At 67.4% G+C, this 24387-nt stretch carries 25 protein-coding genes and 1 tRNA gene; 12 read left to right on the plus strand and 14 right to left on the minus strand.

All coding sequences use genetic code 11. The features are described from left to right. Window positions 1–102 precede the first annotated feature (102 nt). Complete coding sequence (locus tag XINFAN_RS13200) at window positions 103–780, plus strand: adenylate kinase (RefSeq protein ID WP_124087337.1); 678 nt, start codon at window positions 103–105, stop codon at window positions 778–780. A 141-nt stretch (window positions 781–921) separates the two neighbouring features. Here XINFAN_RS13200 and XINFAN_RS13205 read toward each other — a convergent pair whose 3' ends face one another. The 7 genes from XINFAN_RS13205 to XINFAN_RS13235 all read right to left on the minus strand — a co-directional run bounded on the left by XINFAN_RS13205 (window position 922) and on the right by XINFAN_RS13235 (window position 6003). Further along, window positions 922–1362: a pseudoazurin gene (locus tag XINFAN_RS13205; protein WP_124087338.1), complete on the minus strand. Its 441-nt coding sequence runs from the start codon at window positions 1360–1362 to the stop codon at window positions 922–924. A 640-nt stretch (window positions 1363–2002) separates the two neighbouring features. Beyond that, window positions 2003–2770 carry an ABC transporter ATP-binding protein gene (locus XINFAN_RS13210; RefSeq protein ID WP_233352207.1) on the minus strand — a complete coding sequence of 256 codons (768 nt, stop codon included), beginning with the start codon at window positions 2768–2770 and terminating at the stop codon, window positions 2003–2005. Next, window positions 2767–3756 (minus strand): FecCD family ABC transporter permease, encoded by a 990-nt coding sequence (locus tag XINFAN_RS13215; RefSeq protein ID WP_233352208.1) that lies wholly within the window; start codon window positions 3754–3756, stop codon window positions 2767–2769. The genes XINFAN_RS13210 and XINFAN_RS13215 overlap by 4 nt, the downstream gene beginning before the upstream one ends. Beyond that, entirely contained in the window at window positions 3749–4780 is a 1032-nt protein-coding gene (locus XINFAN_RS13220; RefSeq protein WP_124087340.1) for an ABC transporter substrate-binding protein, read from the minus strand. The genes XINFAN_RS13215 and XINFAN_RS13220 overlap by 8 nt, the downstream gene beginning before the upstream one ends. Further along, a complete protein-coding gene (locus tag XINFAN_RS13225; protein ID WP_124087341.1) occupies window positions 4753–5238 on the minus strand; it encodes an SAM-dependent methyltransferase in 486 nt (161 codons plus the stop codon). Before XINFAN_RS13225 ends, XINFAN_RS13220 begins: the two co-directional genes overlap by 28 nt. Beyond that, entirely contained in the window at window positions 5231–5440 is a 210-nt protein-coding gene (locus tag XINFAN_RS13230; RefSeq protein ID WP_124087342.1) for a TOBE domain-containing protein, read from the minus strand. Before XINFAN_RS13230 ends, XINFAN_RS13225 begins: the two co-directional genes overlap by 8 nt. A 53-nt stretch (window positions 5441–5493) precedes the next feature. Continuing rightward, window positions 5494–6003, minus strand: coding sequence for a DUF2478 domain-containing protein (locus XINFAN_RS13235; RefSeq protein ID WP_124087343.1), 510 nt, complete (start codon window positions 6001–6003; stop codon window positions 5494–5496). 233 nt (window positions 6004–6236) lie between these two features. On the opposite strand from XINFAN_RS13235, the gene XINFAN_RS13240 reads away from it, so the two are divergent. Next, entirely contained in the window at window positions 6237–8381 is a 2145-nt protein-coding gene (locus XINFAN_RS13240; RefSeq protein ID WP_160144615.1) for a TonB-dependent receptor plug domain-containing protein, read from the plus strand. 605 nt (window positions 8382–8986) lie between these two features. After that, on the plus strand, window positions 8987–9358 hold the full coding sequence (locus XINFAN_RS13245) for a bactofilin family protein (RefSeq protein WP_124087345.1): 372 nt from the start codon (window positions 8987–8989) through the stop codon (window positions 9356–9358). Between the two features lie 373 nt (window positions 9359–9731). Here the strand turns inward: XINFAN_RS13245 and XINFAN_RS13250 are convergent, their stop codons facing one another. Further along, window positions 9732–10160, minus strand: a complete 429-nt coding sequence (locus XINFAN_RS13250; RefSeq protein ID WP_124087346.1) for a DUF1489 family protein — start codon at window positions 10158–10160, stop codon at window positions 9732–9734. 144 nt (window positions 10161–10304) lie between these two features. On the opposite strand from XINFAN_RS13250, the gene XINFAN_RS13255 reads away from it, so the two are divergent. Continuing rightward, window positions 10305–12548, plus strand: a complete 2244-nt coding sequence (locus XINFAN_RS13255) for an adenosylcobalamin-dependent ribonucleoside-diphosphate reductase (protein ID WP_124087347.1) — start codon at window positions 10305–10307, stop codon at window positions 12546–12548. Window position 12549: 1 nt separating this feature from the next. Here the strand turns inward: XINFAN_RS13255 and XINFAN_RS13260 are convergent, their stop codons facing one another. Beyond that, window positions 12550–12783, minus strand: coding sequence for a sulfurtransferase TusA family protein (locus XINFAN_RS13260; protein ID WP_124087348.1), 234 nt, complete (start codon window positions 12781–12783; stop codon window positions 12550–12552). Between the two features lie 101 nt (window positions 12784–12884). On the opposite strand from XINFAN_RS13260, the gene XINFAN_RS13265 reads away from it, so the two are divergent. Genes XINFAN_RS13265 through XINFAN_RS13275 form a run of 3 tightly spaced genes read left to right on the plus strand, consistent with a single transcriptional unit; the run spans window position 12885 to window position 16285 of the window. Further along, window positions 12885–13643: a cytochrome c biogenesis CcdA family protein gene (locus tag XINFAN_RS13265; RefSeq protein WP_124087349.1), complete on the plus strand. Its 759-nt coding sequence runs from the start codon at window positions 12885–12887 to the stop codon at window positions 13641–13643. Window positions 13644–13700: 57 nt separating this feature from the next. After that, on the plus strand, window positions 13701–14915 hold the full coding sequence (locus XINFAN_RS13270) for a hypothetical protein (RefSeq protein ID WP_124087350.1): 1215 nt from the start codon (window positions 13701–13703) through the stop codon (window positions 14913–14915). Then, window positions 14912–16285 carry a cytochrome P450 gene (locus XINFAN_RS13275; protein WP_124087351.1) on the plus strand — a complete coding sequence of 458 codons (1374 nt, stop codon included), beginning with the start codon at window positions 14912–14914 and terminating at the stop codon, window positions 16283–16285. Before XINFAN_RS13270 ends, XINFAN_RS13275 begins: the two co-directional genes overlap by 4 nt. A 197-nt stretch (window positions 16286–16482) precedes the next feature. Here XINFAN_RS13275 and purS read toward each other — a convergent pair whose 3' ends face one another. Both purS and XINFAN_RS13285 read right to left on the minus strand, forming a co-directional pair. Then, on the minus strand, window positions 16483–16722 hold the full coding sequence (gene purS / locus XINFAN_RS13280) for a phosphoribosylformylglycinamidine synthase subunit PurS (protein WP_124087352.1): 240 nt from the start codon (window positions 16720–16722) through the stop codon (window positions 16483–16485). A gap of 77 nt (window positions 16723–16799) precedes the next feature. Next, window positions 16800–17573 carry a phosphoribosylaminoimidazolesuccinocarboxamide synthase gene (locus XINFAN_RS13285; protein ID WP_124087353.1) on the minus strand — a complete coding sequence of 258 codons (774 nt, stop codon included), beginning with the start codon at window positions 17571–17573 and terminating at the stop codon, window positions 16800–16802. Between the two features lie 186 nt (window positions 17574–17759). Here XINFAN_RS13285 and XINFAN_RS13290 point away from each other — a divergent pair, with 186 nt between their 5' ends. Beyond that, window positions 17760–18074 (plus strand): DUF1476 domain-containing protein, encoded by a 315-nt coding sequence (locus tag XINFAN_RS13290; protein WP_124087354.1) that lies wholly within the window; start codon window positions 17760–17762, stop codon window positions 18072–18074. Window positions 18075–18221: 147 nt separating this feature from the next. Beyond that, a complete protein-coding gene (gene bmt / locus XINFAN_RS13295) occupies window positions 18222–19238 on the plus strand; it encodes a betaine--homocysteine S-methyltransferase (protein WP_124087355.1) in 1017 nt (338 codons plus the stop codon). Window positions 19239–19304: 66 nt separating this feature from the next. On the opposite strand, the gene XINFAN_RS13300 is transcribed toward bmt, so the two are convergent. From XINFAN_RS13300 to XINFAN_RS13310, 3 genes are all read right to left on the minus strand, one after another. Beyond that, window positions 19305–20085 (minus strand): IS5 family transposase gene (locus XINFAN_RS13300; RefSeq protein WP_435530873.1). Its coding sequence is split into 2 segments (ribosomal slippage): window positions 19305–19727 and window positions 19729–20085, totalling 780 coding nucleotides; the frame shifts between segments, so codons are not numbered across the junction. A 310-nt stretch (window positions 20086–20395) separates the two neighbouring features. Next, window positions 20396–20605: a DUF6324 family protein gene (locus tag XINFAN_RS13305; protein WP_124087356.1), complete on the minus strand. Its 210-nt coding sequence runs from the start codon at window positions 20603–20605 to the stop codon at window positions 20396–20398. Window positions 20606–20693: 88 nt separating this feature from the next. Next, a tRNA-His gene (locus tag XINFAN_RS13310) sits at window positions 20694–20770 on the minus strand. 164 nt (window positions 20771–20934) lie between these two features. Here XINFAN_RS13310 and XINFAN_RS13315 point away from each other — a divergent pair. The 3 genes from XINFAN_RS13315 (at window position 20935) to XINFAN_RS13325 (ending at window position 24264) form a co-directional block, all read left to right on the plus strand. Next, the gene (locus XINFAN_RS13315) at window positions 20935–23253 is read left to right on the plus strand and encodes a Tex family protein (RefSeq protein ID WP_124087357.1); all 2319 of its coding nucleotides are present in this window, start codon (window positions 20935–20937) and stop codon (window positions 23251–23253) included. 247 nt (window positions 23254–23500) lie between these two features. Then, window positions 23501–24070 carry a peptidoglycan recognition protein family protein gene (locus XINFAN_RS13320; protein ID WP_124087358.1) on the plus strand — a complete coding sequence of 190 codons (570 nt, stop codon included), beginning with the start codon at window positions 23501–23503 and terminating at the stop codon, window positions 24068–24070. A gap of 2 nt (window positions 24071–24072) precedes the next feature. After that, window positions 24073–24264 carry a hypothetical protein gene (locus XINFAN_RS13325; protein ID WP_124087359.1) on the plus strand — a complete coding sequence of 64 codons (192 nt, stop codon included), beginning with the start codon at window positions 24073–24075 and terminating at the stop codon, window positions 24262–24264. Window positions 24265–24387 lie beyond the last annotated feature (123 nt).

A 24387-nucleotide genomic window follows, 5' to 3' on the forward strand; every position in this document is an offset into this window, starting at 1 on the left:
CAGGAAGATCGCCGAGAACGACTTCGGCGCTCTGGGCGACATCTCGACGCTGGCCGATCCTTCGGTGGTGGACGACCTCATCGAAAACAGGATGAACAAAGGATGAGCCGCACCGAAGACGCCCCGGTCATGATCCTGCTCGGCCCGCCGGGGGCCGGCAAGGGCACCCAGGCGCGGATGCTGGAAGAGGAAGAGGGCCTCGTCCAGCTCTCGACCGGCGACATGCTGCGCGCCGCGGTGGCGCAGGGCACCGCGGCGGGCCTTGCCGCGCAGGCGGTGATGGCGGCGGGCGGGCTGGTCCCGGACGAGATCGTGCTGGCGATCCTGCAAGAGCGCATGGCCGCGCCCGACAGCGCGAAGGGGATCATCCTCGACGGTTTCCCGCGCACCGAAGGGCAGGCGGCGGCGCTGGATGCGCTGCTGGCAAGCGCCGGGCGGCGGGTGACGGCGGCGGTGAGCCTTGAGGTCGACGACGAGGCGATGGTGGGCCGGGTCTCGGGCCGCTTCACCTGCGGGAGTTGCGGCGAGGGGTATCACGACGAGTTCAGAAAGCCCGCGCAGCCGGGCAGCTGCGACAGATGCGGCGGCACCGAGATGAAACGCCGGGCCGACGACAACGCCGTAACGGTGCGCGAAAGGCTGAAAGCCTACCACGCCCAGACCGCGCCTCTGATCAGATGGTACGAGGAAAAAGGCGTGCTGGAGCGGATCGACGCGATGGCCCCCATCGCCGAGGTCCGCGAGGCGCTCGGCCGGATCACCCGGGGCGTAACCGCCTGAAACGAAACCTTCCGGGGCGGCAGCAAAAGCCCCGGGCGGAAGAGACTGACATGAGGCGCAAAAGGTGCGCGCACAGACCGGAGCCGCCGGCAGCCAGAAAGCCGCCCGGGACGGGGCGGCTTCCGGTCCTGAGCCCGCGCCTCAGTTCACCTGATCGAGCGCCGCATCCATCCGCTCACGCGCTTTCTTCGGCATTTTCAGCGCCTTGAGTTCATCGACATTGGCCGGAGCCTCGCCGACCTGCACCGCCATCACCATGCCCATGGCGAAATGCGGGGTGCATTTGACGCCGTAGATGCCGGGCTCGGTCACGGTCAGCGAGAATTCCTCGTTGATCTTGCTTTTGAAGGCTTCGACGCCATCGGGCAGCATCTCCTTGATCGCCTCGACGTTGTGGCTCTTGTCAGTGGGGATGAAGTGGATCACGTCACCGGGTTCGGCCTTCACGAAATTGGGCTCGAACACCATGGTGCCGGCCTCGCCCTTGTTCATCATATGCACCTCATGCTCGGCGGCAAAGACGGGGGCGGTGAAGGCGAGCGCCAGAACGGATGCGGCCGCAAGCAGGGACATGGATTTCATTTCGGTTCTCTCCTGAGTCGCGGGCCTGTCGCGGCCCGTTGAGAGTGGGAATAGCGCCGGAGCGCCGCGCATTCCTTGAGCAAGGTCAAACAGCGGCAGGAAATCCTCTCTGTCGGACACAGGTTTGTGAGGACGGGGCAGAGGCCGGGTCGCGCGCGCCGCCAGAGCCATGCTGCACGGGGGCGGGGCACGATGTTTCGTCCGGGCACCTGGCCTCCCTTCCTGGGTGCATTCGCGGAACTTACGCGGCTATTCACAGGTTCCGGGCGGATGCCCAATACCGGGGTGCGGGGCTCTGACCGGATGATGCAATCTGTGGCAGCAGCCTGGCTTTCCGGTTGGCGGCGCTTTTCGGATCGCCATGGGTCGGCTTCGGCCGGATGATCGGCTGACCCTCGCGCCCTGCCACAAGGAACCAGCGTTTGAGTATCCCGGGTGCGCCGTGATCGCAGGCGCGCAGTTTCTTGCGTCTGACCTTGTGTCGGGCCTTCTTCAGGCGCCTGATCCGGAGCTCAAAGATCTGGCCGGCGAATTCCCGGAGCGGCCGTCCCGGCAGGGCGCGGACAATGCCCGGATGGCAGGGGCGCCGCGATGGCCGGGCAGGTGCTCAGGCTTCATGACCGCCATCGGCGGAGCGGCCTCATCCCCGGAAATGCAGCCCGCCGCCGGAGAGGGCCTCACGATGGACGGGAACCTCGTAAAGGGCCGACAGGCGTTCCGCGGTCATCACCCCGCGCACCGGGCCGTCGCCAAGAACCTGGCCCCGGCCCACCAGCAGGGCGCGGTCGCCCAGGGTGGCGGCCTGATCCGGATCGTGGGTCGACAGGATCACAGCCGTGCCCCGGTCCGCCAGGTCGCGGATCGCCCGGCCCACCCGGATACGGTTGGCGAAATCCAGGCTGGCGGTCGGTTCGTCCATCACCACGGTGCGCGCGCCCTGCGCCAGGGCCCGGGCGATCAGCACCATCTGGCGCTGGCCGCCGGAAAGGCGCGTGATCTCTTCCTCCGCCAGTGCGGCGATGCCGAGCGTCTCCATCGCTTCGGTCGCGCGCAGGGTCTCGGCCGCTCCGGGGCGGGCAAAGGGGCCGAGGCGGATCGCGGCGCCCATCAGCACGAGGTCCAGCGCCCGGAAAGCGAAAGGGGTGGAGAGCGATTGCGGCACATGCGCCAGCAGGCAGGCGATCCGGCTGCGGGGCATCATGGCAAGCGGCTGGCCCTCCAGCAGCACATCGCCGGCCACGGCGGGCAGCAGGCCCAGAAGGGTGCGGAAAAGCGTGGTCTTGCCCGCGCCGTTGGGGCCCAGAAGGCACAGCACCTGGCCCGGCCCGAGTGACAGGTCGATGCCGGACAGCACCGGGCGCCCGCGATGGCCGACGCTCAGGCCGCGGGTCTGCAAAAGCGGGATCATTCCGCCCATCCGCGGCTGCCCCGCGCCAGCAGCCACACGAAAACCGGGGCGCCGATTACCGCGGTCAGGATGCCCAGGGGCACTTCCGTCAGGGCGATGGAGCGGGCCGCGGTATCTGCCGCCACCATGAAGGCGGCGCCTGTCAGAATGGCGGCGGGCAGCAGCCGGTCGAAGCGCGATCCGGTCAGGAGCCGCGCCATATGCGGCACCATCAGCCCGATCCAGCCGACCACTCCGGCCATGGAAACCGCAGCCGAGGTCATCAGCGTGGCGCAGACGATGATCATCAGCCGCAGGCGGGTGGCCTCGATCCCCAGCATCTTTGCCTCATCATCGCCAAGCGCCAGCAGGCCGATCCGCCAGCGCAGCAGGACCAACGGCAGCAGCCCCGCCAGTATGGCGGGCAGGGCGGCAAGGACATCGGCGCGTTTGGCTCCGGCCAGGCTGCCCATCAGCCAGAAGGTAATGGCGGGCAGTTGCTGCTCGGGATCGGCCAGCAGCTTGACCAGCGAAATCCCGGCCCCCGCCAGAGCGCCAACCGCAATGCCGCACAGCACCATGACCAGCACCTGGCCGCCGCCGCGCAGCGAGAAGGACAGGAACAGAACCAGCGCGACCGTGGCCAGCCCGGTGGCGAAGCCGGTCAGCTGGATCGCCAGCACCGGCAGGCCGAGAAGGATCCCGAGCACCGCGCCGAACCCCGCGCCCGCCGAGACGCCGAGGATATCGGGCGAAACCAGCGGATTGCGGAAGGCGGTCTGATATGCGGCGCCAGCCGCCGCCAGCGCCGCCCCCACCAGGGCCGCGGCGAGGACCCGGGGCAGACGGATGTTCCACAGCACGGTTGCGGACTGGCTGTCGCCTCCGCCGCTCAGCACGGCCGCAATCTGGCGCAGCGACAGCGGGAAGGGGCCGATCGCCACTCCGGTCAGCAACACCGCCACCAGACCCGCAAGCAGCAGGGGGGTGAGCCTGCGTTCACTCACCCAGAAGCACCGAAAGGGCGGCCTCGTCGGGTGTCACGCCGTAGAAGAGGCCGTAGAATTCCGCCACTTCCGCCCGAAGGTCGCCCTGGGCGCGGTCGGGAAAGAATTTGTGCGCCAGCCATTTCAGCCCGATCAGCCGGTTGACCGAGGGCGGCGCGTCGATGAAGCCGAAAGGCGCGTCGGGGGCCAGGTAGACACGGCCGTTTGTCACCGCCGGAATGCCTTGCCATTCCGGCATCATGCCGACATTGGCGGCGAAATCCCGGTCGATGGTGATGATGATGTCCGGCGCCCATGCCTGCACCTGCTCGGCGCTGACGGTGGCAACATTCCCGGCCCCTCCGGCGGCGACGTTGCGCCCGCCCGCCCGCTCGATGATCTCGGCATTGATCGAGCCGCTGATGGCGGTCTCCAGCCCCTCGGGCCCGCGGGCGAGATAGACCCGGGGCCGCTGATCCCCGGGGATTCCGGCCAGCAGCGCGTCGGTTTCTGCCAGGGTGGTCTCGGCATAGGCGGCCAGCATCCCGGCGCGGTCGGGCACCGCCAGCACATCGCCCATCTGGCGGATCGAGCCGGGCAGCGCCGCGAAAGAGCCGTCGATCAGGACATAGGGTATACCGGACTGCTCCTGCACCCGGGCCGCAAGGTCGGTATAGGTGGCGTTCACCGTGCCGTAATCGACGATCAGCTCCGGTGTTGCGGTCAGCAGCACCTCAAGGTTCAGCGTGTCGCCCTTGCCGGTCAGCCGGCCGAGTTCGGGCAGCGCCGCCGTCCCGGGCCGCAGAAAGGGCAGGTCATGCGCGTCGGGCGCCTGGACCCAGCCGACCATGGCTTCGGGCTTCAGCACATAAAGCAGGGTCGAGGCCGGCGGACCGGCGGCAAAGACCCTGGCGGGGTTCGCCGGGACCTGCACCTCGCGCCCGGTCGCATCGGTGACGCTGCGGCCGTCCAGCGCCAGCGCCGGCAGGGCCGCCAGCGCGGCAAAAACCGCGGCTTTCAGCGCGGTTGCGGAGAAGGATCGCACCAGAGGGCTCCGAATTCGGGTTTGAGATCGATCAGCGGCGTGCCGTCCACGCAGTCCAGCCCGCGGACGATCAGCACGCTGCCCTCGACCGCCAGCAGCCGCACCACCGAGGAGGCGACAGGATTCGGCCGCAGCGGCGAGCGGATGGCGAAAGTGCCGACGGAACTGTCGGCGAAGGCCGGATTTTGCCGCACCGCATCGCGGCGCGACAGGTGCATCCAGTAAAGCACCTGAAGGTTCTGATGCCTGCCGATTCCCTCCAGCGCCGCGGCCCAGCGGTCGTCGATCTCGATCCGGCAGGGCGGTCCGTTCCCGATATCCCCGCGCCTGGGACAGTCGCTGCGCTGCTGCCAGGGCGTGCGGATGCGGCCGATGAACCACAGCCCGGCGTCGAAGGCGCCGGGCAGGGCGACGGCTTCCTCATGCGGGCGCAAAGGATCGGTCAGGGTCTCAGTCATCGACCCCGACCATCACATCCGAGGCCTTGATCACGGCGGCCGCGGGCTTGCCGACCGCCAGATCCAGTTCCTGCACCGCCGCATTGGTGACCGAGGCGGTGACGATGGCGCCGCCGATGTCGATCCTGACATGGCTGGTCACCGCGCCGGTGACGATCTCGACCACCTTGCCGCGCAGGATGTTCCGGGCGCTGAGCTTCATCGGTATTCTCCCTTTCGGACAGGTCGGTTCTGGCAGGTCAGGCTTCGGGCAGGTCAGGCGGCCTGCGCGCGGCAGGCGGCGCGCAGCCAGTCCATCACCAGGCCGGCATCGGCTTCCAGCGGCTGTGCGGCGCCGCCCGCGAAGGCGAGGAAGGCCGCACGCCATTCCGGCGCGACGCCGACAAGCACCGGCTGCCCGGCGGCGCAGGCGCGGCCGATGGCCTCGACCAGCCCGCGGCCCGCCGCCTCCTGCTTGCCGAACTTGTTCACCACCAGCGCCTGAGCCATCGGCAGACGGTCGTGAACCTCGATCACCGCCTCTTCCAGCGCCCCCGCGTCCAGCCGGCAGCCGGTGGCGCCGGGGCCTAGGTCCATGCTGATGCTGCGCAGCGGTCCGTCGGGCAGCAGATGCAGCACGATCTCGCATTTCTGCTGCGGTTCGGGGCCGACGGGCTGAACCGTCCCGGCCAGCCGGATGCCTTCGCGCGCTGCGCGTTCGGCCACTTCGGACAGGATGGCGTTGGTCTGCTGGTCCTGGTCGGAACTGACGTATCGGATGTCCATCTTCGGCCCCCTGCGAGTCGGCCCCCTTGTCGGGGTTCGTTATATATGATGATACATATCTGTTCCGGGTTGCAAGCCGGAAGCTGCCCGGACGCCGCCGATGCAGCAAAACCACAGTTATGCCGCCACCACGAAAGACGGGTCTTGCCGGACTGATCGGATATGTTTCTTTAAACATAACGATTCGCCAGACCTTCTCCGAAGGCTGTGCCCGAGGAGGAGGAAACCCGCCGATGAGACTGCCCGAAAGCCTGCTGCACCGCCTGATCCTTGCCGGGATGATGATCCCCGACCTGTCGCTTACCCCGCTGATGGCCGAGACGACGGCAAAGGACACTTTCTTCCTCGGCACCATCTATCTGGGCCAGGAACAGGACGGCCAGGGCGGCACCACCGCCAAAGTCACCGGCGAAGAGGCCAGGAAGGCGGGCCGCTCCACGCTGAACGATACGCTTGCGACCCTGCCCGGGGTGTCGACGATCAACACCAGCGGCGGCAGCCGGAACGAGCCGATGGTCTTCGTGCGCGGCTTCGGCCGCTGGCATGTGCCGCTGTCGATCGACGGCATCCGCATCTTCCTGGCCTATGACAACCGTCTGGACTACGGCCGCTTCCTGACGCCGGACCTGGCGGAGATCCAGGTGCAGAAAAGCTATGTCTCGGTGCTGAACGGCCCCGGCGGCATGGGCGGCGCGATCAACCTCGTGACAAAGAAGCCCACCGAGGTTTTCGAGGGCGAGGCACGGATCGGCATCGAGGGCGGCCAGGGCGATGTCAGCGGCAGGAACGGCTATCTCTCCTTCGGCACGAAGCAAGAGAAATGGTATGCCCAGGCGAGCTGGATGAAGCGCAAGAGCGACGGATTCTGGCTGTCCGGGGATTTCGTTCCGGTGCCGAACGAGGATGGCGGGCTGCGCGACAATGCGGATAGCTCGGATGACCGCGTGAACCTGAAATTCGGCCTCACGCCCAATGCGACCGACGAATATGTGCTGAGCTACACCAGACAGACCGGCTCGAAGAATGCGCCCTACAGCACCCGGCAGCCGATGCGCGGCGTGACCTGCGGCGCCCCGGTTTGCGTGGGCAGCACACAGCGCGACTGGACCTGGCCGGAATGGGACATCTCCAGCCTTGCGCTTTATACCCATACCGATCTGGGCGGCAGCTATGTGAAGACGAAGGTCTATTACAACACCTTCGACAACACGCTTTCGGCCTGGGACAATCCGGCCCACACGACCCAGCTGACCGATGCGCCGCGGATTTTCGATTCCGTCTATGACGACCATTCCGTCGGGGCGAGCGCCGAATACGGCCTGACGATGGCGGCGCATGAATTGAAATTTGCGGTGCATTTCCGGCGCGATGTCCATCTGGGAACCGATTATCCGGTGCCGGGTCTGGCCCTGAATCCGAAGCCCACCGAGCGGAACGAGTCGGAAACCCTCTCCTTCGCGGTCGAGGACAGCTGGCAGGTCTCCGACCAGCTTCGCGTCATCGGCGGTTTCAGCTTCAACAAATCAAAGGTGATCGAGGCTCTGCGGACCCTCACCCCCTCGGGCGTATCGCCCAGCACGCCTCCCGCATATTCGCAGGTGTCCTATCCCCAGGTATCCAGCGAGGCGCTGGACTGGCAGCTTGCCGCCATCTGGGCGCCCGATGCGGGCGGAGAGGTTCACGCCAGCGTTTCGTCCCGGACCAGCTTTCCGACCATGTTCCACCGCTACAGCACCCGTTTCGGCCTGATGGAGCCGAACCCGGATCTGAAGGCCGAGCGCGCGGCGAATGTCGAGATCGGCTACAGCGGCGATATCGGCCCGGTCAGGGTGGAGGGCGCGCTCTTCTACAGCCGCGTGACCGATCTGATCCAGTCGGTGGTCTATGACGCCTCCACCAGCCCCGCGACCTTGCAGCAGCAGAACGTCGGCAAGGGCGTCTACAAGGGCGTGGAGCTTGCGGCGAGCTGGGCGATGAATGATCGCCTCGGCCTGTCGGCGAACTACACCTATATCGACGCCGGTATCGAGGATCCCGCGATCACCGGATTGCGGATCACCGATATTCCGCGACACAAGGTCTATCTGGCGCTCGACTGGCAGGCGACCGATAGTCTGACCGTCACACCCTCGGTCGAGATCTACGGTTCCCGCTGGTCGGACCCGGCCGCCGGACAGCCGGGCGGGGCCAGCCCTGCCTATGCCTATACCAGGATGCCCGGCTTCGCCCTGGCCAACTTCAGCGCAAGCTGGCAGATGAGCGAGAATGCCACCATGGATTTCGGCATCCGCAACATCTTCGACCGCGATATCCAGGTGGTCGAGGGCTTCCCCGAGCCGGGCCGGACCTTCTTCCTGACCTCAGGCATCCGGTTCTGAGGCGGGCAATCCCCGTCTGCCACTCCGGCACGTCGGAAAGCGGCACGGCGCGCGGTGATCATTGCGGATACATCGCGCGCCGTGCCGAACCGTCCCTGGTCTCCCCCGGTTGTCCCCTGATCACGGGAATCCCCGGGGGACCGTTTTAGGATCTGGAAGGGGTTTGCAGCCCCCTCGCTTCGGCGGGCGGTTCCCGGCTTATGGCGGCGCGCGGGGGATCGCATGAAGCCCGCCCCTCTGTTCCGAACGACGCACCTTCCCGGTGACTGCAAGGCCCTGAAGCGCCGCGGCTGGTGGCGCGTGTGGCCTGCGCCCGGGAGGCCGCGGTTTGCCCCCCCGGGCGGCAAGCCGGGCCGCTTTTGCCGGCGTGAGGCGGGGGCATGGTCAGAAACCTCGACGTGCGGGACAGGGGATCCGGTGCCGCATCGCAGGGAGGAGGGCTTCCCTCCGGCGCGAAAACCGGCGGCCGGGCCGGGCAAGCCGGGTGTTTTCTCTGCTCCGGCGCGAAAGACCGGCTGCCGCCCGCCGATCGGTGGGGGCCGCCCTTGACCCCCGCGGTCCGATTTCGCCTTATCGCGGACGAGCCGATTGCAGAAAGATCCTCCATGTTCTCGAAAACTGATCCGACCTCCGAGCCCGCCGCCGCCCGCCCGGGCGGCAGCAACGCCAGCCGCTCGGTTCTCGGCCCCGATCTGAAAATCACCGGCGAGATCACCTCGACCGGCGCGCTGGAAGTGCTGGGCGAAATCGACGGTAATGTGGTGGCGGATGCGCTGATCGTCGGCCAGCAGGGCCGGATCTCGGGGGCGGTCAGCGCCCAGACCGTCGAAGTGACCGGCCGGCTGGACGGCAAGGTCGAGAGCCGGAGCTTCACCATGCGCGCCTCGGCCCAGGTCGCGGCGGATGTGGTCTATGAAAAACTGGTGATCGAAAGCGGCGCGACGATCGAGGGCCGGTTCTCGAAAACCCGCAGCTGAGAGCGGCGGGCCGGATCCGGCGCGGTCCGGAACGGCTGCGCGATCATGCGCCATCCGGGCGGCGGATTGCGGGCCGCCCGAAGCGATGGGCGTTTTCCTGGCCGGAAACTCTGCTGGCGCAACCGGCCCCGCGCGCCCGAGAGGCGACGGGATTTACCGTTTCGCTGCTTGCCGGAGGATGTTCGCCGGGAAGAATGTCTGCCCGGACCAGGATGCTGAGCGGCGCAGAAGGCGCCGTCTGCACAAAGCCTCTGCGCGGATCGGGGAAACGGAAGGCATGCCGGTGGTCCCGCCGGGCGGGCGTTCTGGCTTTGCGGCGTGGGGTGCTGCGGTGCGGCCGGATCCGGGATCTCATGCCGCCTGATCCGCAACCTCAGCGCAGGCCGATCTCGGCCAGCGCGCGGGCGAGGGCGGGCGGCAGGGTTTCCTCGGCGCCGCGGGCCTGGGGCAGGTCGCGCGGGGCTTCGTCGGGGGAAAGGTAGCGCCAGCCCTGGAAGGGGCGGCGCGGTGCGGCATCGGTGCGGATGATCTCGCGGTCCATCACGATGGCGCAGCGCGTGATACCGTCGGCGCCGGTGACTTCCTCCAGCCCCAGCAGGCGCTGGCGGCACAGGATCACGCCCTTGATCACCCAGTAGAGCGAGCCGCCCGCCAGCAGTTCGGCCTCGCGTTTGGGCCACATCCGCGTGACATGGACGCTTGTTCCCGCCGGCCAGCGCGCGGCGTTCTGCTCTTGCCATTCGGCAAGATCGGCGACGCTTTCGGCGCCGACGCAGAGCTTGAGCAGATGAACGAATCCCATGGCCGGATCATAGGCGCCGGGCAGGCGGGCGCAAGCGCCGGCGCGATTGACCCATGGCCGCGCGAGGCCTATCCTGTGGGTCTGGCCGGGCGGACCGCTACCTCTGCCCCTTTCCGCCCCGTCCGGCCCCGGGGGTCCAGGACCATGCCGCGCTTTTCCGCCCCGTTTGCCGCTGCTGTGGCCGAACAGATCTGGGACATGAAATACCGGCTGAAAGAGGCCGACGGCACCCCTGTGGATCTGACGGTCGAAGACAGCTGGCGCCGGGTGGCGCGCGCGCTGGCGGCGAACGAGCCCGATCCGGCGGCGCGCGAGGCCGAATTCCTGGCCGCGCTGGAAGGTTTCCGCTTCCTGCCCGCGGGGCGCATCCTCTCGGGCGCGGGCACCGGGCGGGCGGTCACTTTGTTCAACTGCTTCGTGATGGGCACGATCCCGGATTCGATGGAGGGGATCTTCCAGGCGCTGAAAGAGGCGGCGCTGACCCTGCAACAGGGCGGCGGCATCGGCTACGATTTCTCGACCATCCGGCCCAAAGGCGCGCTGGTGCGCAGCGTGGCGGCGGATGCCTCGGGGCCGCTGTCCTTCATGGATGTCTGGGACGCGATGTGCCGCACCATCATGTCGGCCGGCTCGCGGCGCGGCGCGATGATGGCGGTGATGCGCTGCGATCACCCCGATATCGAGGCCTTCATCGCCGCCAAGGAAGACCCGGCGCGGCTCAGGATGTTCAATCTCTCGGTGCTGGTGACGGATGCCTTCATGGAGGCGGTGAAGGCCGACGCACCCTGGGAGCTGCGCTTCGGCGGCGAGGTCTGGCGCAGCCTGCCCGCCCGCGCGCTGTGGGACCGGATCATGCGCTCGACCTATCACTTCGCCGAGCCGGGGGTGATCTTCATCGACCGTATCAATGCGATGAACAACCTGCATTATGCCGAGACCATCGCCGCCACCAACCCCTGCGGCGAGCAGCCGCTGCCGCCCTATGGCGCGTGTCTCCTGGGTTCGGTGAACCTTGCGGCGCTGGTGCGCGCGCCTTTCGCTGCGGGCGCGCATATCGACGGCGGGGAACTCGACGCGCTGGTGCGCACGGCGGTGCGGATGATGGACAATGTGGTCGATGTCTCGCGCTTTCCGCTGCCGGAGCAGGAGGCCGAGGCGCAGGCCAAGCGCCGCATCGGTCTTGGCGTCACGGGCCTCGCCGATGCGCTCTTGATGACCGGGCTGCGCTACGGCTCGGAAGAGGCCGCGGCGCAGACCGGGGAATGGCTGCATGCGATCTCGCGTGCGGCGTATCTCGCCTCGGTGGGTCTGGCGCAGGAGCGCGGCGCCTTCCCGCTGTTCCAGGCCGAGGGTTTCCTGAACTCGGGCAATATGCGCGGGATGGATGAGGATATCCGCGCCCTGGTGCGCGAACATGGCATCCGCAACGCGCTGGTGACTTCAATCGCGCCCACGGGGACGATCTCGCTTTACGCGGGCAATGTGTCCTCGGGGATCGAGCCGGTCTTTGCCTGGAGCTACACCCGCAAGGTGCTGCAAAAGGACGGCACGCGCAGCGAGGAGGAGGTGACCGATCACGCTTTGGCGCTGTGGCGCGCGGAAAACGGCGATGCGCCGCTGCCCGGTCATTTCGTCACCGCCCAGGATCTGACGCCGATGGAGCATCTGCGGATGCAGGCCGCGGCGCAGAGATGGGTCGACAGTTCGATCTCGAAGACGATCAACTGCCCGGCCGATATCTCCTTCGACGATTTCCGCGATGTCTATCTTGCGGCCTGGGATATGGGCTGCAAGGGCTGCACCACCTACCGGCCGAATGCGGTGACCGGCTCGGTGCTGACCGCCACGACGGAAGGCGGCGAGGCTCCGGCGCTGTTCAGCGACCCGCTCGCCCGCCCGGCGACGCTCTCGGGCGAGACCTACAAGATCCGCTGGCCCGGCTCGGAACATGCGCTCTACATCACCATCAACGACATTCTGATCGAGGATCGCCGCCGCCCGTTCGAGGTGTTCATCAACTCGAAGAACATGGAGCATTTTGCCTGGACGGTGGCGCTGACCCGGATGATCTCGGCGGTGTTCCGGCGGGGCGGCGACATCTCCTTCGTCGTCGAAGAGTTGAAAGCGGTGTTCGATCCGCGCGGCGGGGCCTGGATCGAAGGCCGCTACATCCCCTCGATCCTTGCCGCGATCGGGGGCGTGATCGAGCGCCATCTGATCGCCATCGGCTTCATCGCGGGCGAGGGGCTGGGGCTGAAGAGCGACCCTGGCGCGGGCCTTGCGGCGGGGGTGCCGCAAAGCTCCTGCCCGGCCTGCGGCGCCTTCGATCTGCGGATGATCGAGGGCTGCCTGACCTGCGCCGCCTGCGGCTTTTCCAAATGCGGCTGACCTAAACCCCGGCGCGGATCAGATGCCGGGTGACGGGCCCGTCCTCTTCGGCGCCCAGATAGGCATGGCCGCTTTGCGCGCAGAAATGCGGCAGGTCGATCAGCGCCATCCGGTCGGTCGTGCGCACCGCCAGCACCTCGCCCGGGCGCATCGCCATCAGCCGCTTGCGCGCGCGCAGGACGGGCAGGGGGCACAGAAGCCCCTCGCAGTCGAGGTCGTGGTGGTCTGTGGTCATGCCCGCCTCTTAGCCGCCTGCGGCAGAATGTGACAGGCTTTTCCCGGCAAAGTGAGCGCGCAGAGGATGACGAAACGCCGCGCGGCGGCTATGAGAGGGACATGTTCGGGATCGATCTTTTCGACGCAGGCCTCGGGCCGGCCGCGCTGGTGGCGCTGGCGGCGGGGATTTTGTCCTTCCTCTCGCCCTGCGTGCTGCCGGTGGTGCCGCCCTATCTGGCCTATATGGGCGGGATCTCGGTCGGTGAGATGAAGGGCGGCGCGGCGGCGCGGCGGCGCATCATCCTGCCGGCGCTGTTCTTCGTGCTGGGGCTGTCGGTCATCTTCCTGCTTCTGGGCTTTACCGCCTCGGCTTTCGGCGCGTTCTTCCTGCAAAACCAGGTCATGTTCGCCCGCGTGGCGGGGATCATCATCATCGTCTTCGGCCTGCATTTCACCGGGGTGATCCGCATCCCGATTCTCGACCGCGAGATGCGGCTCGATGCGGGCGACCAGGGCGGCTCGGCGCTCGGGGCCTTCGTCCTTGGCCTTGCCTTCGCCGCCGGGTGGACGCCCTGCATCGGCCCGCAACTTGGCACCATTCTCAGCCTCGCCGCGCAAGAGGCCTCGGTGGCGCGCGGCACTTTCCTTCTGGGCGTCTACGCCATCGGCCTCGGCCTGCCGTTCCTGTTGTCGGCCCTGTTCATCACCCGCGCCATGGGGCTGATGAACCGCCTCAAGCGCCATATGAAATGGATCGAGCGCGCGATGGGGGCGCTTTTGCTGATCGTCGGCGTGATGATGCTGACCGGGGCGTTCACCGATTTCAGCTTCTGGCTTCTGAACATCTTCGAGACGCTCGGTATCCCCGTGCCCGGCTGATCCCTTATTTTCGCCGGATTTCCGCGCCAGACTGGGCGCGAGGCAGGGGAGTGCAGGGTGACAGAGGAACCGCAGATATTCCGGCGCCGGGTGTTCTACATCCCGGGCTATGACCCGTTCCACCCGCGCCGCTACCGCGAGCTTTACCGCAAGGAGGGCGCGGAACAGGCGCGGCTTTCCGGCTATGATCTGCATCTGAAACCGAAATCCGGCAAGGGCAGCTACGGCTGGCGGGTCGATGCGCAGATCGAGGGCCGGCAGGTCGCAAGCGAGATCGACGTGCTGGTCTGGTCCGACCTCGTGCGATCGAGCATGTCGAACTCGATCCCGGCGACCTATTGGCAACTGCTGCGCACCGCCTGGGCCTATATCGGCTCGGGCGCCTTGTTCCGGCTGATGCGGCTGAGGAAAGGGCCGACCATCGCCGCGCTCTATCCGGTGGTGTTCCTGCTGGCGCAGCTCGCGCTCGCGCTGCTGGCGGGCGGGCTGGCGGCCTGGGCTGTGGGGCGGCTGACGCATTGGGCGGCGGGGATTCCGGTCCTTCTGGCGGTCGCGGTGCTGGTGCTGCGCTGGTTTCGGGCGAAGGACAACAAGATCTTTGCCTGGTATCTGATGCATGATTATGGATACTCGGCCCAGGGTAACGGCGCTTATCCGCCCGAGATGGAAGCCAGAATGTTCGATTTTGGCAAGCAGATTCGCCAAGCGCTGGACGGAGGCCATGACGAGGTTCTGGTGGTCGGCCATTCCTCGGGCGCGCATCTGGGGATCTCGATCCTCGCCGATCTGACGCGCGAGGGGCTGCCGGCAGACCATCCGCCGCTCTCGTTCCTGAGCCTTGGCCATGTGGTGCCGATGATCTCCTTCCTGCCCGGTGCGGCGCGGCTGCGCGGCGATCTGGCGCATCTGTGCCAGAGCGATCAGATCGCCTGGATCGACGTGACCGCCCCCGGCGACGGCTGCGCTTTTGCTTTGTGTGATCCGGTTTCCGTCTCGGTCGAGCCGCCGCCGGGCAAGCGCTGGCCGCTGGTGCTCTCGGCCGCCTTCACGCAGACGCTGAGCGCGGAGAAATGGCGCGCGCTGCGGCGGCGGTATTTCCGGCTGCATTTCCAGTATCTCTGCGCCTTCGACAATCTGACCGGCCAGCCCGGCGAATACGATTATTTCCGCGTGACCGCGGGCCCCCTGACGCTGGCGCAGCGTTTCGCCGCGCGTGCCCCGTCAAAAAGCCGCATTGAGCAGACGCTGAACCGCTTTAGAAACGTGGCATGAGAGATAATTTGCCCGAGGCCCCCGTTCCGCCGAAACCCGCCCCAAGGGCGGATCGCGTCTCGCTGCTGACCTATCTGCGGCTGTTCCGCCGCGACATCCTCTCGGCGCAGCCCGCGCGGCTCTACCGCGCCTGGATGGCCGAGTTCCGCACGCCGTTCTTCCGCTCATACCTTTGCAACGACCCGGCGCTGATCGACCGGGTGCTGAAGGAACGGCCCGACGATTTCCCGAAATCGAACCGGATCCGCGCCGGGCTGGAGCCGCTCCTCGGCAATTCCGTCTTCGTCACCAATGGCGAGACCTGGAAAAGCCAGCGCCGCATCATCGACCCGGCCTTCGAGGGTGGGCGGCTGAAGGACACGTTTCCCGCCATGGTCGCGGCCGGGCAATCTGCCCTCGCCCGGATCGGCGCGGCCGGGGACGAGATCGAGGCCGAGGAAGAGATGAGCCATGCCGCGGCCGATGTGATCTTCCGCACGCTCTTCTCGATCCCCATCGGGCATGAGGTGGCGGCGAATGTGTTCCGCGAGTTCCGTGCCTATCAGCGGACACAGCCGATCCTGAACCTCGCGGCCTTCCTGCCGCTGCCGCGCTGGTTCCCGCGGCTTCACCGCCGGGGCACCCGCGCCTCGGCGAGGGTGATCCGCGGGCTGATCGCGCAACTGACGCGCGAGCGCGCGGTGGCAATCGCAGAGGGCACCGCCCCCGACGATCTGGCGACCAAGATCATGACCACCGAAGACCCACAGACCGGCCAGAGATTCACCCCCGCCGAGATGGTCGATCAGGTGGCGATCTTCTTCCTCGCCGGTCATGAGACCAGCGCCTCGGCACTGGCCTGGTCGCTTTATCTGCTGGCGCTCTGCCCCGATGTGCAGGAGCGGGTGGCGGCCGAGGCCAGCGCCTTGGGCGAGACGCCGGATTTCGCGGCGGTGGCGAAGCTGCGCTACACCCGCGACGTGTTCCGCGAGGCCCTGCGGCTCTACCCTCCGGTGCCGATGATGGTGCGCCAGAACCTGTGCCCCGAGGAGTTCCGCGGCCGCAAGGTGAAGCCCGGCGCGCAGATCGTGCTCTCGCCCTGGCATCTGCACCGGCACGAACGGTTCTGGACCAGCCCCGACAGCTTCTGCCCGGCGCGCTGGCAGACCGAAGAAGGCCGCCTTGCCGCGCGCGACGCCTTCATGCCGTTCTCGGCCGGCCCGAGGGTCTGCACCGGCGCGGGTTTCGCGATGATCGAGGGGGTGCTGATCCTTGCGATGCTGGCGCGCGCTTTCCGCTTCGCCCGTATCCCCGGGGCAGATCCGGTGCCGGTCGCGCATCTGACGGTCAGGGCGAAAGACGGCATCCGCCTGCGCGTGACGCGCCGGTGAAGGGGGCCTTGCCCCCTCGGGCCTCCGGCCCTCACCCCCAGGATATTTGGATCAGGGTGAAAGCCAGGCGTTTTTTGCTGCTTTCACCCTGACTTAAATACCCCCGGGGCAAGCCATTGGTTTCGCCATTGGTTCGGGAAACCGTATGGACTGCGACAGCAGACGGCCCCCGGCGTTCTTCACCGGGGAGAAGGGTGTCAGAGGATCTCGACCCGGTAGCTTTCGATCACCGTATTGGCGAGCAGCTTCTCGCACATCGCCTTCACCCCGGTTTCGGCCGCAACCTTGTCGGTCGCGGAAAGGTCGAGTTCGATCACCTTGCCCTGGCGCACGCCTTCCACCCCGGCGAATCCAAGCGCGCCGAGCGCGTGGCGGATCGCCTCGCCCTGGGGATCGAGGACGCCGTTCTTCAGCATGACGGTGACGCGGGCTTTCATAGGCGGCCTCCGGGCAGGGGGTAAGATCTTCGGCCTTCCCATAGCGCCCGGGCCGGGCCGGGGCAATATGGGGCGGCTCAGTTGATCAGCGAGGGTTTCGCCGGATGGGTCACGTTCGAGGGCAGCACCCCGATCCGGCGCGCGAGCTCGGCATAGACATCCCCGAGCGGGCCGGGATCGGGAACCGAGCCGTCGGCGCGCTCGGGCTGGCGCAGATCCCACAGCCGCATGGAATCGGGGGTGATCTCGTCGGCGAGGATCAGGCGCATGAAATCGCCCTCCCAGATCCGGCCCATCTCCAGCCGGAAATCCATCAGCCGCACCCCCACGCCCAGCATCACGCCCGAGAGGAAATCGTTCACCCGGAGCGCCAGCGCGACCATATCGTCAAGATCCTGCTGGTTGGCCCAGCCGAAGGCGATGATATGTTCCTCGGACACCATCGGGGTGCCGAGCTTCTCGTCCTTGAAGTAGTATTCGACGATGGGACGCGGCAGCGCCATGCCCTCGGGGATGCCGAGCCGATGCGAGATGCCGCCTGCGGCGAAGTTGCGTACCACCACTTCCAGCGGGATGATCTCGGCCATGCGCACCAGTTGCTCGCGCATGTTCAGCCGGCGGATGAAATGGGTGGGCACGCCGATGCCGTTCAGCCCGGTCATGAAGAATTCCGACAGCCGGTTGTTCAGCACGCCCTTGCCTTCGGACGCGGCCGAGATCGGCGCGACATTGACGCTCGCGGCGGCGGCCGTGGGTTCGTCGTCCTTGAAATACTGGATCAGCGTTCCGGGCTCGGGGCCTTCATAGAGGATCTTGGCCTTGCCTTCGTAGACCTTCTTGCGCCGTGCCATCGTTGCCCCTGAGCGGAAATGACGAAAGGGGCGGCGGCGCCACCCCGGGATACATCCGGCCTATAGCCTGGCCCCCGGGGGCCTGCAAGCGATGAGCCGGGCCTTTGCGGGGCTTTCTTCTTGCAGGCGCGCGCGCGCATGGGCATATGACGGGGGAAACCGATCCTTTGGCCCGGAGATCCGCCCATGACCACCTTCGATGATCGCGAAAACGCCTTTGAAGCCAAATTCGCCCATGACAGCGAAATGCAGTTCAAGGCCGAGGCGCGGTGCAACAAGCTGGTCGGGCTCTGGGCGGCGGGCCTTCTGGGCAAGACCGGCGACGAGGCCAATGCCTATGCGATGGAGGTCGTCGCCGCCGATTTCGAAGAGGCCGGCAACGAGGATGTGGTGCGCAAACTCGCCGCTGATCTGGCCGGCAAGGCCACTGCAGACGAGATTCGCGCCAAACTGGCCGGGATGCTGCCGGTCGCCAAGGCACAGCTGATGTCGGAAATCTGAGCGGCGGGGAAACCGCCCGATGCTTTCAGCGCCGCGCGGGGCCGCCCTGCGCGGCGTTTTGCTTTCGCGCCGCGCGCGAGTTCGCGATTGTGCGCGGCCCGGCGCCGTGGCAGGACAGTTGCACAACCGATCTGAAAGGGTTTCCCGATGAGCGACGACGCGCTGAGCCGGCTTCTCTCTGCCCGCGGCTGGCTGATGGCCGACGGGGCGACGGGGACCAATCTGTTCAACATGGGTCTCTCCTCGGGCGAGCCGCCCGAGTTGTGGAACATCGATCGGCCCGACAACATCCGCACACTCTACCGCAGTGCGGTAGAGGCCGGGTCGGACATTTTCCTGACCAACACTTTCGGCGGCAATGCCTCGCGACTGAAGCTGCACAACGCGCAGGGCAGGGTGCATGAGCTGAACCGGGTCGGCGCGGCTCTGGGGCGCGAGATCGCCGATGCTTCGGGGCGCGAGGTGGTTGTCGCGGGCTCGGTCGGGCCGACGGGCGATATTTTCGAGCCGATGGGCACGCTGACCCATGCGCTGGCGGTCGAGATGTTCCACGAACAGGCCGAGGGGCTGAAAGCGGGCGGCGCCGATGTGCTCTGGGTCGAGACCATCTCAGCACCCGAGGAATTCCGCGCCGCGGCCGAGGCGGCCGACCGCGCCGGAATGCCCTGGGTCGGCACCATGAGCTTCGACACCGCCGGGCGCACGATGATGGGGGTGACCTCGGCGACGCTGGCGGATCTGGTCGAAAAGCTGCCCAATCCGCCGCTCGCTTTCGGGGCGAATTGCGGCGTGGGCGCCTCGGATCTGATGCGCACGGTGATGGGGTTCCTCGCCACCGGCACCACGCGGCCGGTGGTGGCGAAGGGGAATGCGGGGATCCCGAAATACCACGACGGCCATATCCATTACGACGGCACGCCCGAGCTGATGGCGGTCTATGCGGTGATGGCGCGCGACGCCGGGGTGCGGATCATCGGCGGCTGCTGCGGCACCATGCCGGAACATCTGATGGCGATGCGCCGCGCGCTGGAAGAGACGCCGCCGGGGCCGCCGCCCTCGCTCGACGAGGTGGCGGCAAAGCTGGGGGCGTTCTCCTCGGCCTCGGACGGCACCGGCGAGGGCGAGGCGCCCCCGCGCCGCGAGCGTCGGGGAAGGCGCGGCTGACACCGCGCCGCAATTTTCTTCAAAGAAAATTGGCAAATTCCTTTGAAGGAATTTGGCTGCCCTAGGTCATGTTGACAAATGGCGCAGCCATAGGCTGATGCAAGCGAGGTCGATGAAGCCGAGGAAACTGTCTGCGGTTTTGTCGTGGCGGGTCGCGAGGCGACGGCTGTTCTTGAGCTTGTTGAAGCACCGCTCCACCATGTTGCGCAAAGTGTGGATGGTCATGTCTGCAGCTTTGCGCACCTTACGGTTCTTGCGCATGGGTATCATCGGCAGAGCATTGTGGCTTTCGATATCTTCTCGAATTTTATCAGACTCATAGCCCCTGTCGGCAACCAGAACGGCGGGCTGTGGCAAGTTGTCTGCCATTACCAAATCATAGCCGGTATAGTCGGAATCCTGTCCCGGCGTGATCCCGGTTCTCATCGGGAGGCCAACGCCGTTGATGCGGAGGTGGATCCTGGTCGGGAAGCCACCTCTTGAACGGCCAGGAGCCTCTTGTCAGCAGTCCCCCTTTTGCGCCCGCCGCATGATGATGGACGCGGATCACTGTGCTGTCGGCCATCTGCAGTTTGTATCGCGCAATCCTGGCGTGGTTCAGCGCGTCCAGGATGTCCTCCCACAACTCTGCGAGCGTCCAGCGGCGGAACTGGCGATAGACCGAGGACCACTTGCCGAACTCCGCGGGCAAGTCACGCCAAGGCGCGCCGGTGCGCGCTATCCAGAAAACTCCATCCGGAACAAGGCGATGATCGGAGGGATTACGCCCGTTCGGATGCCGAACCGCTTGGATAAACTGCTCGAAGAAGGCCCTTTCATCGTCGGATATCAGGTTGCGCGCCAAGATCTTCTCACACGTCGGGATGACCTTGAAGCACAGACCGTCAATAATCGGAAGCCATTTTGTCAACACGGCCTAGTCGGTCGGACGATTTTCCGGCGCTGTCGCGGGCTGCGGCCGCGTCGCTCCCCGCAGTCCATTGGTCCCCGACCGGCGAAACCCTACCCCAGAGGATATTCTGGTCGGGGTGAAGGCAAAACGCGCCTGGTTTTCACCCTGATATAAATACCCTGGGGGTGAGGGCCGGAGGCCCGAGGGGGGGGAACCCCCCTTTGCAACGCCAGGCCGCGCGGGCGGATGCGCTTTTGCCCTCGCCTCAGCGGCGGCGGCCCTTGGTTCCGGCCACGGCACGGGCGGCCTCGGCAGCGGCGCGCAACTCCTCGGCGATCTCTTCGGCCTCGTCGGGGTCGAAGTCGAGCGGCAGTTCGACCCCGCCCTCGGCCTCGATGTAAAGCCGCACCATGCCCGCGTCGGTCGGGCCGATCTGGAGATTGGCCGCAATGTCGCTTTGCTTGTTGATTCCCATGATGACCTCGGGGCTGGTTCACGCCCCTGCGGGTTAGCGGCCCGCGGCCCTTGCCGCAAGCATTGTCTCGCAAATATCGGGGAAGAAGTGGTACCGACTCCCCGGCTCGAACGGGGGACCCCCAGATCCACAATCTGGTGCTCTAACCAACTGAGCTAAGCCGGCACTTGGGGGCTGATACCGCCATGCGCCGGCTTTTGCAAGGCCGGGGTTTCAGGAATTTCGCCCGCCCCCGGGGGATGCGCGCGAAGGCGGGGCTTGCCCCGGGCGGCGGCATGGCTATGGTCGCGAGCCCCGGGTCCCGCGACCCGCGCCGAAGGAGGAATCGCATGTCCGTCGCCCGCATCCCCGAGATCATCGCCGCCGAGATCGGCGCCGCGCCGCGTCAGGTCGTGGCAGCGGTGGAACTGCTGGACGGCGGCGCCACCGTCCCCTTCGTCGCGCGCTACCGCAAGGAGGTGACCGGGGGCCTCGACGACACGCAATTGCGCAAGCTGGAGGAGCGGCTCGGATACCTGCGCGAGCTGGAAGCGCGCCGGGCGGCGATTCTCACCGAGATCACCGGCCAGGGCAAACTGACCGACGATCTGGCGCGCGCCATCGCCGGGGCGGGGACCAAGGCGGAACTGGAAGACATCTACCTGCCCTACAAGCCGAAGCGCCGCACCAAAGCGATGATCGCACGCGAGGCCGGGTTGCAGGCTCTGGTCGATGCGATCCTGGCGGACCGCTCGGCCGATCCGGCGGCGCTTGCCCAGGGGTTCCTCAGCGAGGGATTCGCCGATGCGAAAGCGGCGCTTGAGGGCGCGCGCGACATCCTCGCCGAGGGGCTGGCCGAGGATGCGGCTCTGCTGGGCCGGCTGCGCGATCACATGCGCAAGGTCGGGCGGCTGAGCGCGAAAGTGGTCGCGGGCAAGGAGCAGGCCGGGGCGAAATTCTCCGACTATTTCGACCATAACGAGCCCTGGTCGGACGCGCCCTCGCACCGGGTGCTGGCGATGCTGCGCGGCCGCAACGAGGATGTGCTGACGCTGGATCTGGAGATCGACCCCGAGGCGCCCCGCGGCGAGAGCCCGGCTGAGCGCGCCTGCGGAGCGCAGCTCGCGGCCTCGGGCAGCGGGCCGGGCGACAGGTTCCTGCACGAGGCGGCGGCCTGGGCCTGGCGGGTGAAGCTGAAGACCTCACTGACGCTCGATCTGATGGCCGAGCTGCGCGAGCGTGCCGAAGCCGAGGCGATCCGGGTTTTCGCCCGCAATCTCAAGGATCTGTTGCTGGCGGCTCCGGCCGGCGGCAAGGCGACGATGGGGCTCGATCCCGGGATCCGCACCGGGGTCAAGGTCGCGGTGGTGGATGCGACCGGCAAGCTGCTCGCGACCGATACCGTTTACCCGTTCCAGCCGAAGAACGATCTGCGCGGCGCGCAGGTGGCGATTGCGAAGCTGATCGGCAGCCATGGCGTGAAGCTGATCGCCATCGGCAACGGCACCGCGAGCCGCGAGACCGAGAAGATGGTTGCCGACCTGCTGGCGCTGCTGCCCGCGGGTGAGAACAGGCCGGTCAGGGTGGTGGTCTCCGAGGCCGGGGCCTCGGTCTATTCGGCGAGCGAGCTGGCGGCGCGCGAATTTCCCGGGCTGGACGTGTCTTTGCGCGGCGCGGTGTCGATCGCGCGGCGCTTGCAGGATCCGCTCGCGGAACTGGTGAAGATCGAGCCGAAGTCGATCGGCGTCGGCCAGTATCAGCATGATGTCGATCAGCACCGGCTGGCGAAAAGCCTCGACGCGGTGGTCGAGGATGCGGTGAACGCGGTGGGGGTGGATCTGAACACCGCCTCGGGGCCGTTGCTCGCGCGGGTCTCGGGGGTGGGGCCGTCGCTCGCCGAGGCCATCGTCGCGCATCGCGATGCGAACGGGCCCTTCGCCTCGCGCCGCGATCTGTTGAAAGTGCCGCGGCTCGGGCCGAAGGCCTTCGAGCAGGCGGCGGGATTCCTGCGCATCACCGGGGGCAAGGAGCCGCTGGATGCCTCGTCCGTCCACCCCGAAGCCTATGATCTGGCGCGGCGGATCGTCTCGGCCTGCGGGCGCGACATCCGCAGCCTGATGGGGGATTCGGTGGCGCTGAAGAAGCTGAACCCGGCGACCTTCGTCGATGAGGCCTTCGGCCTGCCGACGGTGAAGGACATCCTCGCCGAGCTGGAAAAGCCCGGCCGCGACCCGCGCCCGGGGTTCCGCACCGCCACTTTCGCCGATGGGGTCGAGGAGATTTCCGATCTGAAACCGGGCATGGTGCTGGAGGGAACGGTGACCAATGTGGCCGCCTTCGGCGCCTTCGTGGATATCGGCGTGCATCAGGACGGGCTGGTCCATGTCAGCCAGCTGGCCGACCGTTTCGTGAGTGATCCGCATGAGGTGGTGAAGGCGGGCGATGTGGTGCGCGTGACCGTGGTCGAGGTCGATGCGGCGCGCAAGCGTATCGGCCTGACCATGAAGAAGGACGGCGGCGCCTCTGCCAAATCCGCGCGCGAGGAGCGCGGGGCGGGGGGACGTGCGCCCGCGCCGAAAGGGCGGGCGCCGATGAGCGCGGAGCCGAAGGGCGGCAGTTCCGGCGGCAATGCTTTCGCCGATGCGCTGAAGGGCAGGTTCGGGCGCTGAAGCCGGCGCGTGCCGCGCCGGTGCCTCCGGCGGGGGTATTTGGGTCAGGATGAAAGCCGCGCGCGGGGCAGGGGAGGAATGCTGCGCGGGCGCGGTCGGGGTCTTCGTAAGGAGGCAGCGGGCAGGGGCGGTGGGTTCCGGCTGAGCGCGGCGCGTTGCGGGCGGGCGGCAGCGAACGCTCCCTCTGCCCATATTTGTTAAAAGACTGGCGGCGGATGATGGGGCCCTCACGGAAGCGGAGGGTTCTTTGCGACGGATCATCATCCACTGGACCGGCGGGCCGCATCGGCCGACGGGTCTGGATCTTCACCATTATCACTATGTGATCGACGGCGCGGGGGCGGTGCATCCCGGCCGTTTTGCGGTCTCGGCCAATGCGGGGCCGCTGGTGCCGGGCGCCTATGCCGCCCATACGCTGAACGCGAACACAGGCAGCATCGGCGTGGCGCTGGCCGCGATGGCCGGCGCACAGGAGAGCCCGTTCCGCGTGGGAACCGCGCCGGTCACGCCCGCGCAGGTCCTGGCGCTGGCGGATCTGTGCCGCGATCTGGCGGCGCGCTACGGGATCGCGGTCGAGCCGCGCTCGGTGCTGACCCATGCCGAGGTGCAGCCCACGCTGGGCATCGCGCAGCGCGGCAAATGGGACGTGACCTGGCTGCCGGGGATGGAGCGCCCCGGCGCGGCCCGCGCGGTGGGCGACCGGCTGCGCGCGCTGATCGCCGTGCCGGAACCCGAGCCCGAACCCGAACCCGCGCAGCCCCGCTGGATTGTCAGCCTGCTGGCGGCGCTGGCGAAATTTTTCCGGAACAGGAGATGATCATGACCGCAGTTATCGCACGGATCCTTGCCCGCTATGTCGCGGGCGCGCTGGTGGCTTACGGGCTTGTCGATGCCGCGACGGGCAGCGCGCTGGCGCTCGATCCGGATATCGCGCTGGCGCTTGGCGCGGCGCTCGGGGTGCTGGCCGAGGGCGCCTATGCTTTCGCGCGGAGGTTCGGATGGGCCACCTGATCCTGCGGCTGCTGTGGCGCCCCGTGGCGCTGATGCTGGCCGGGCTGTTCTTGGTCCTGCGCGGACGGGCCGGCGCGGGGCGGCAGGAAACCACCGATTATCGCGACACCCGCAGGAGGATGG

The sequence above is a fragment of the Pseudogemmobacter humi genome (assembly GCF_900609055.1).
In the GTDB taxonomy this organism is placed as follows: domain Bacteria; phylum Pseudomonadota; class Alphaproteobacteria; order Rhodobacterales; family Rhodobacteraceae; genus Pseudogemmobacter; species Pseudogemmobacter humi.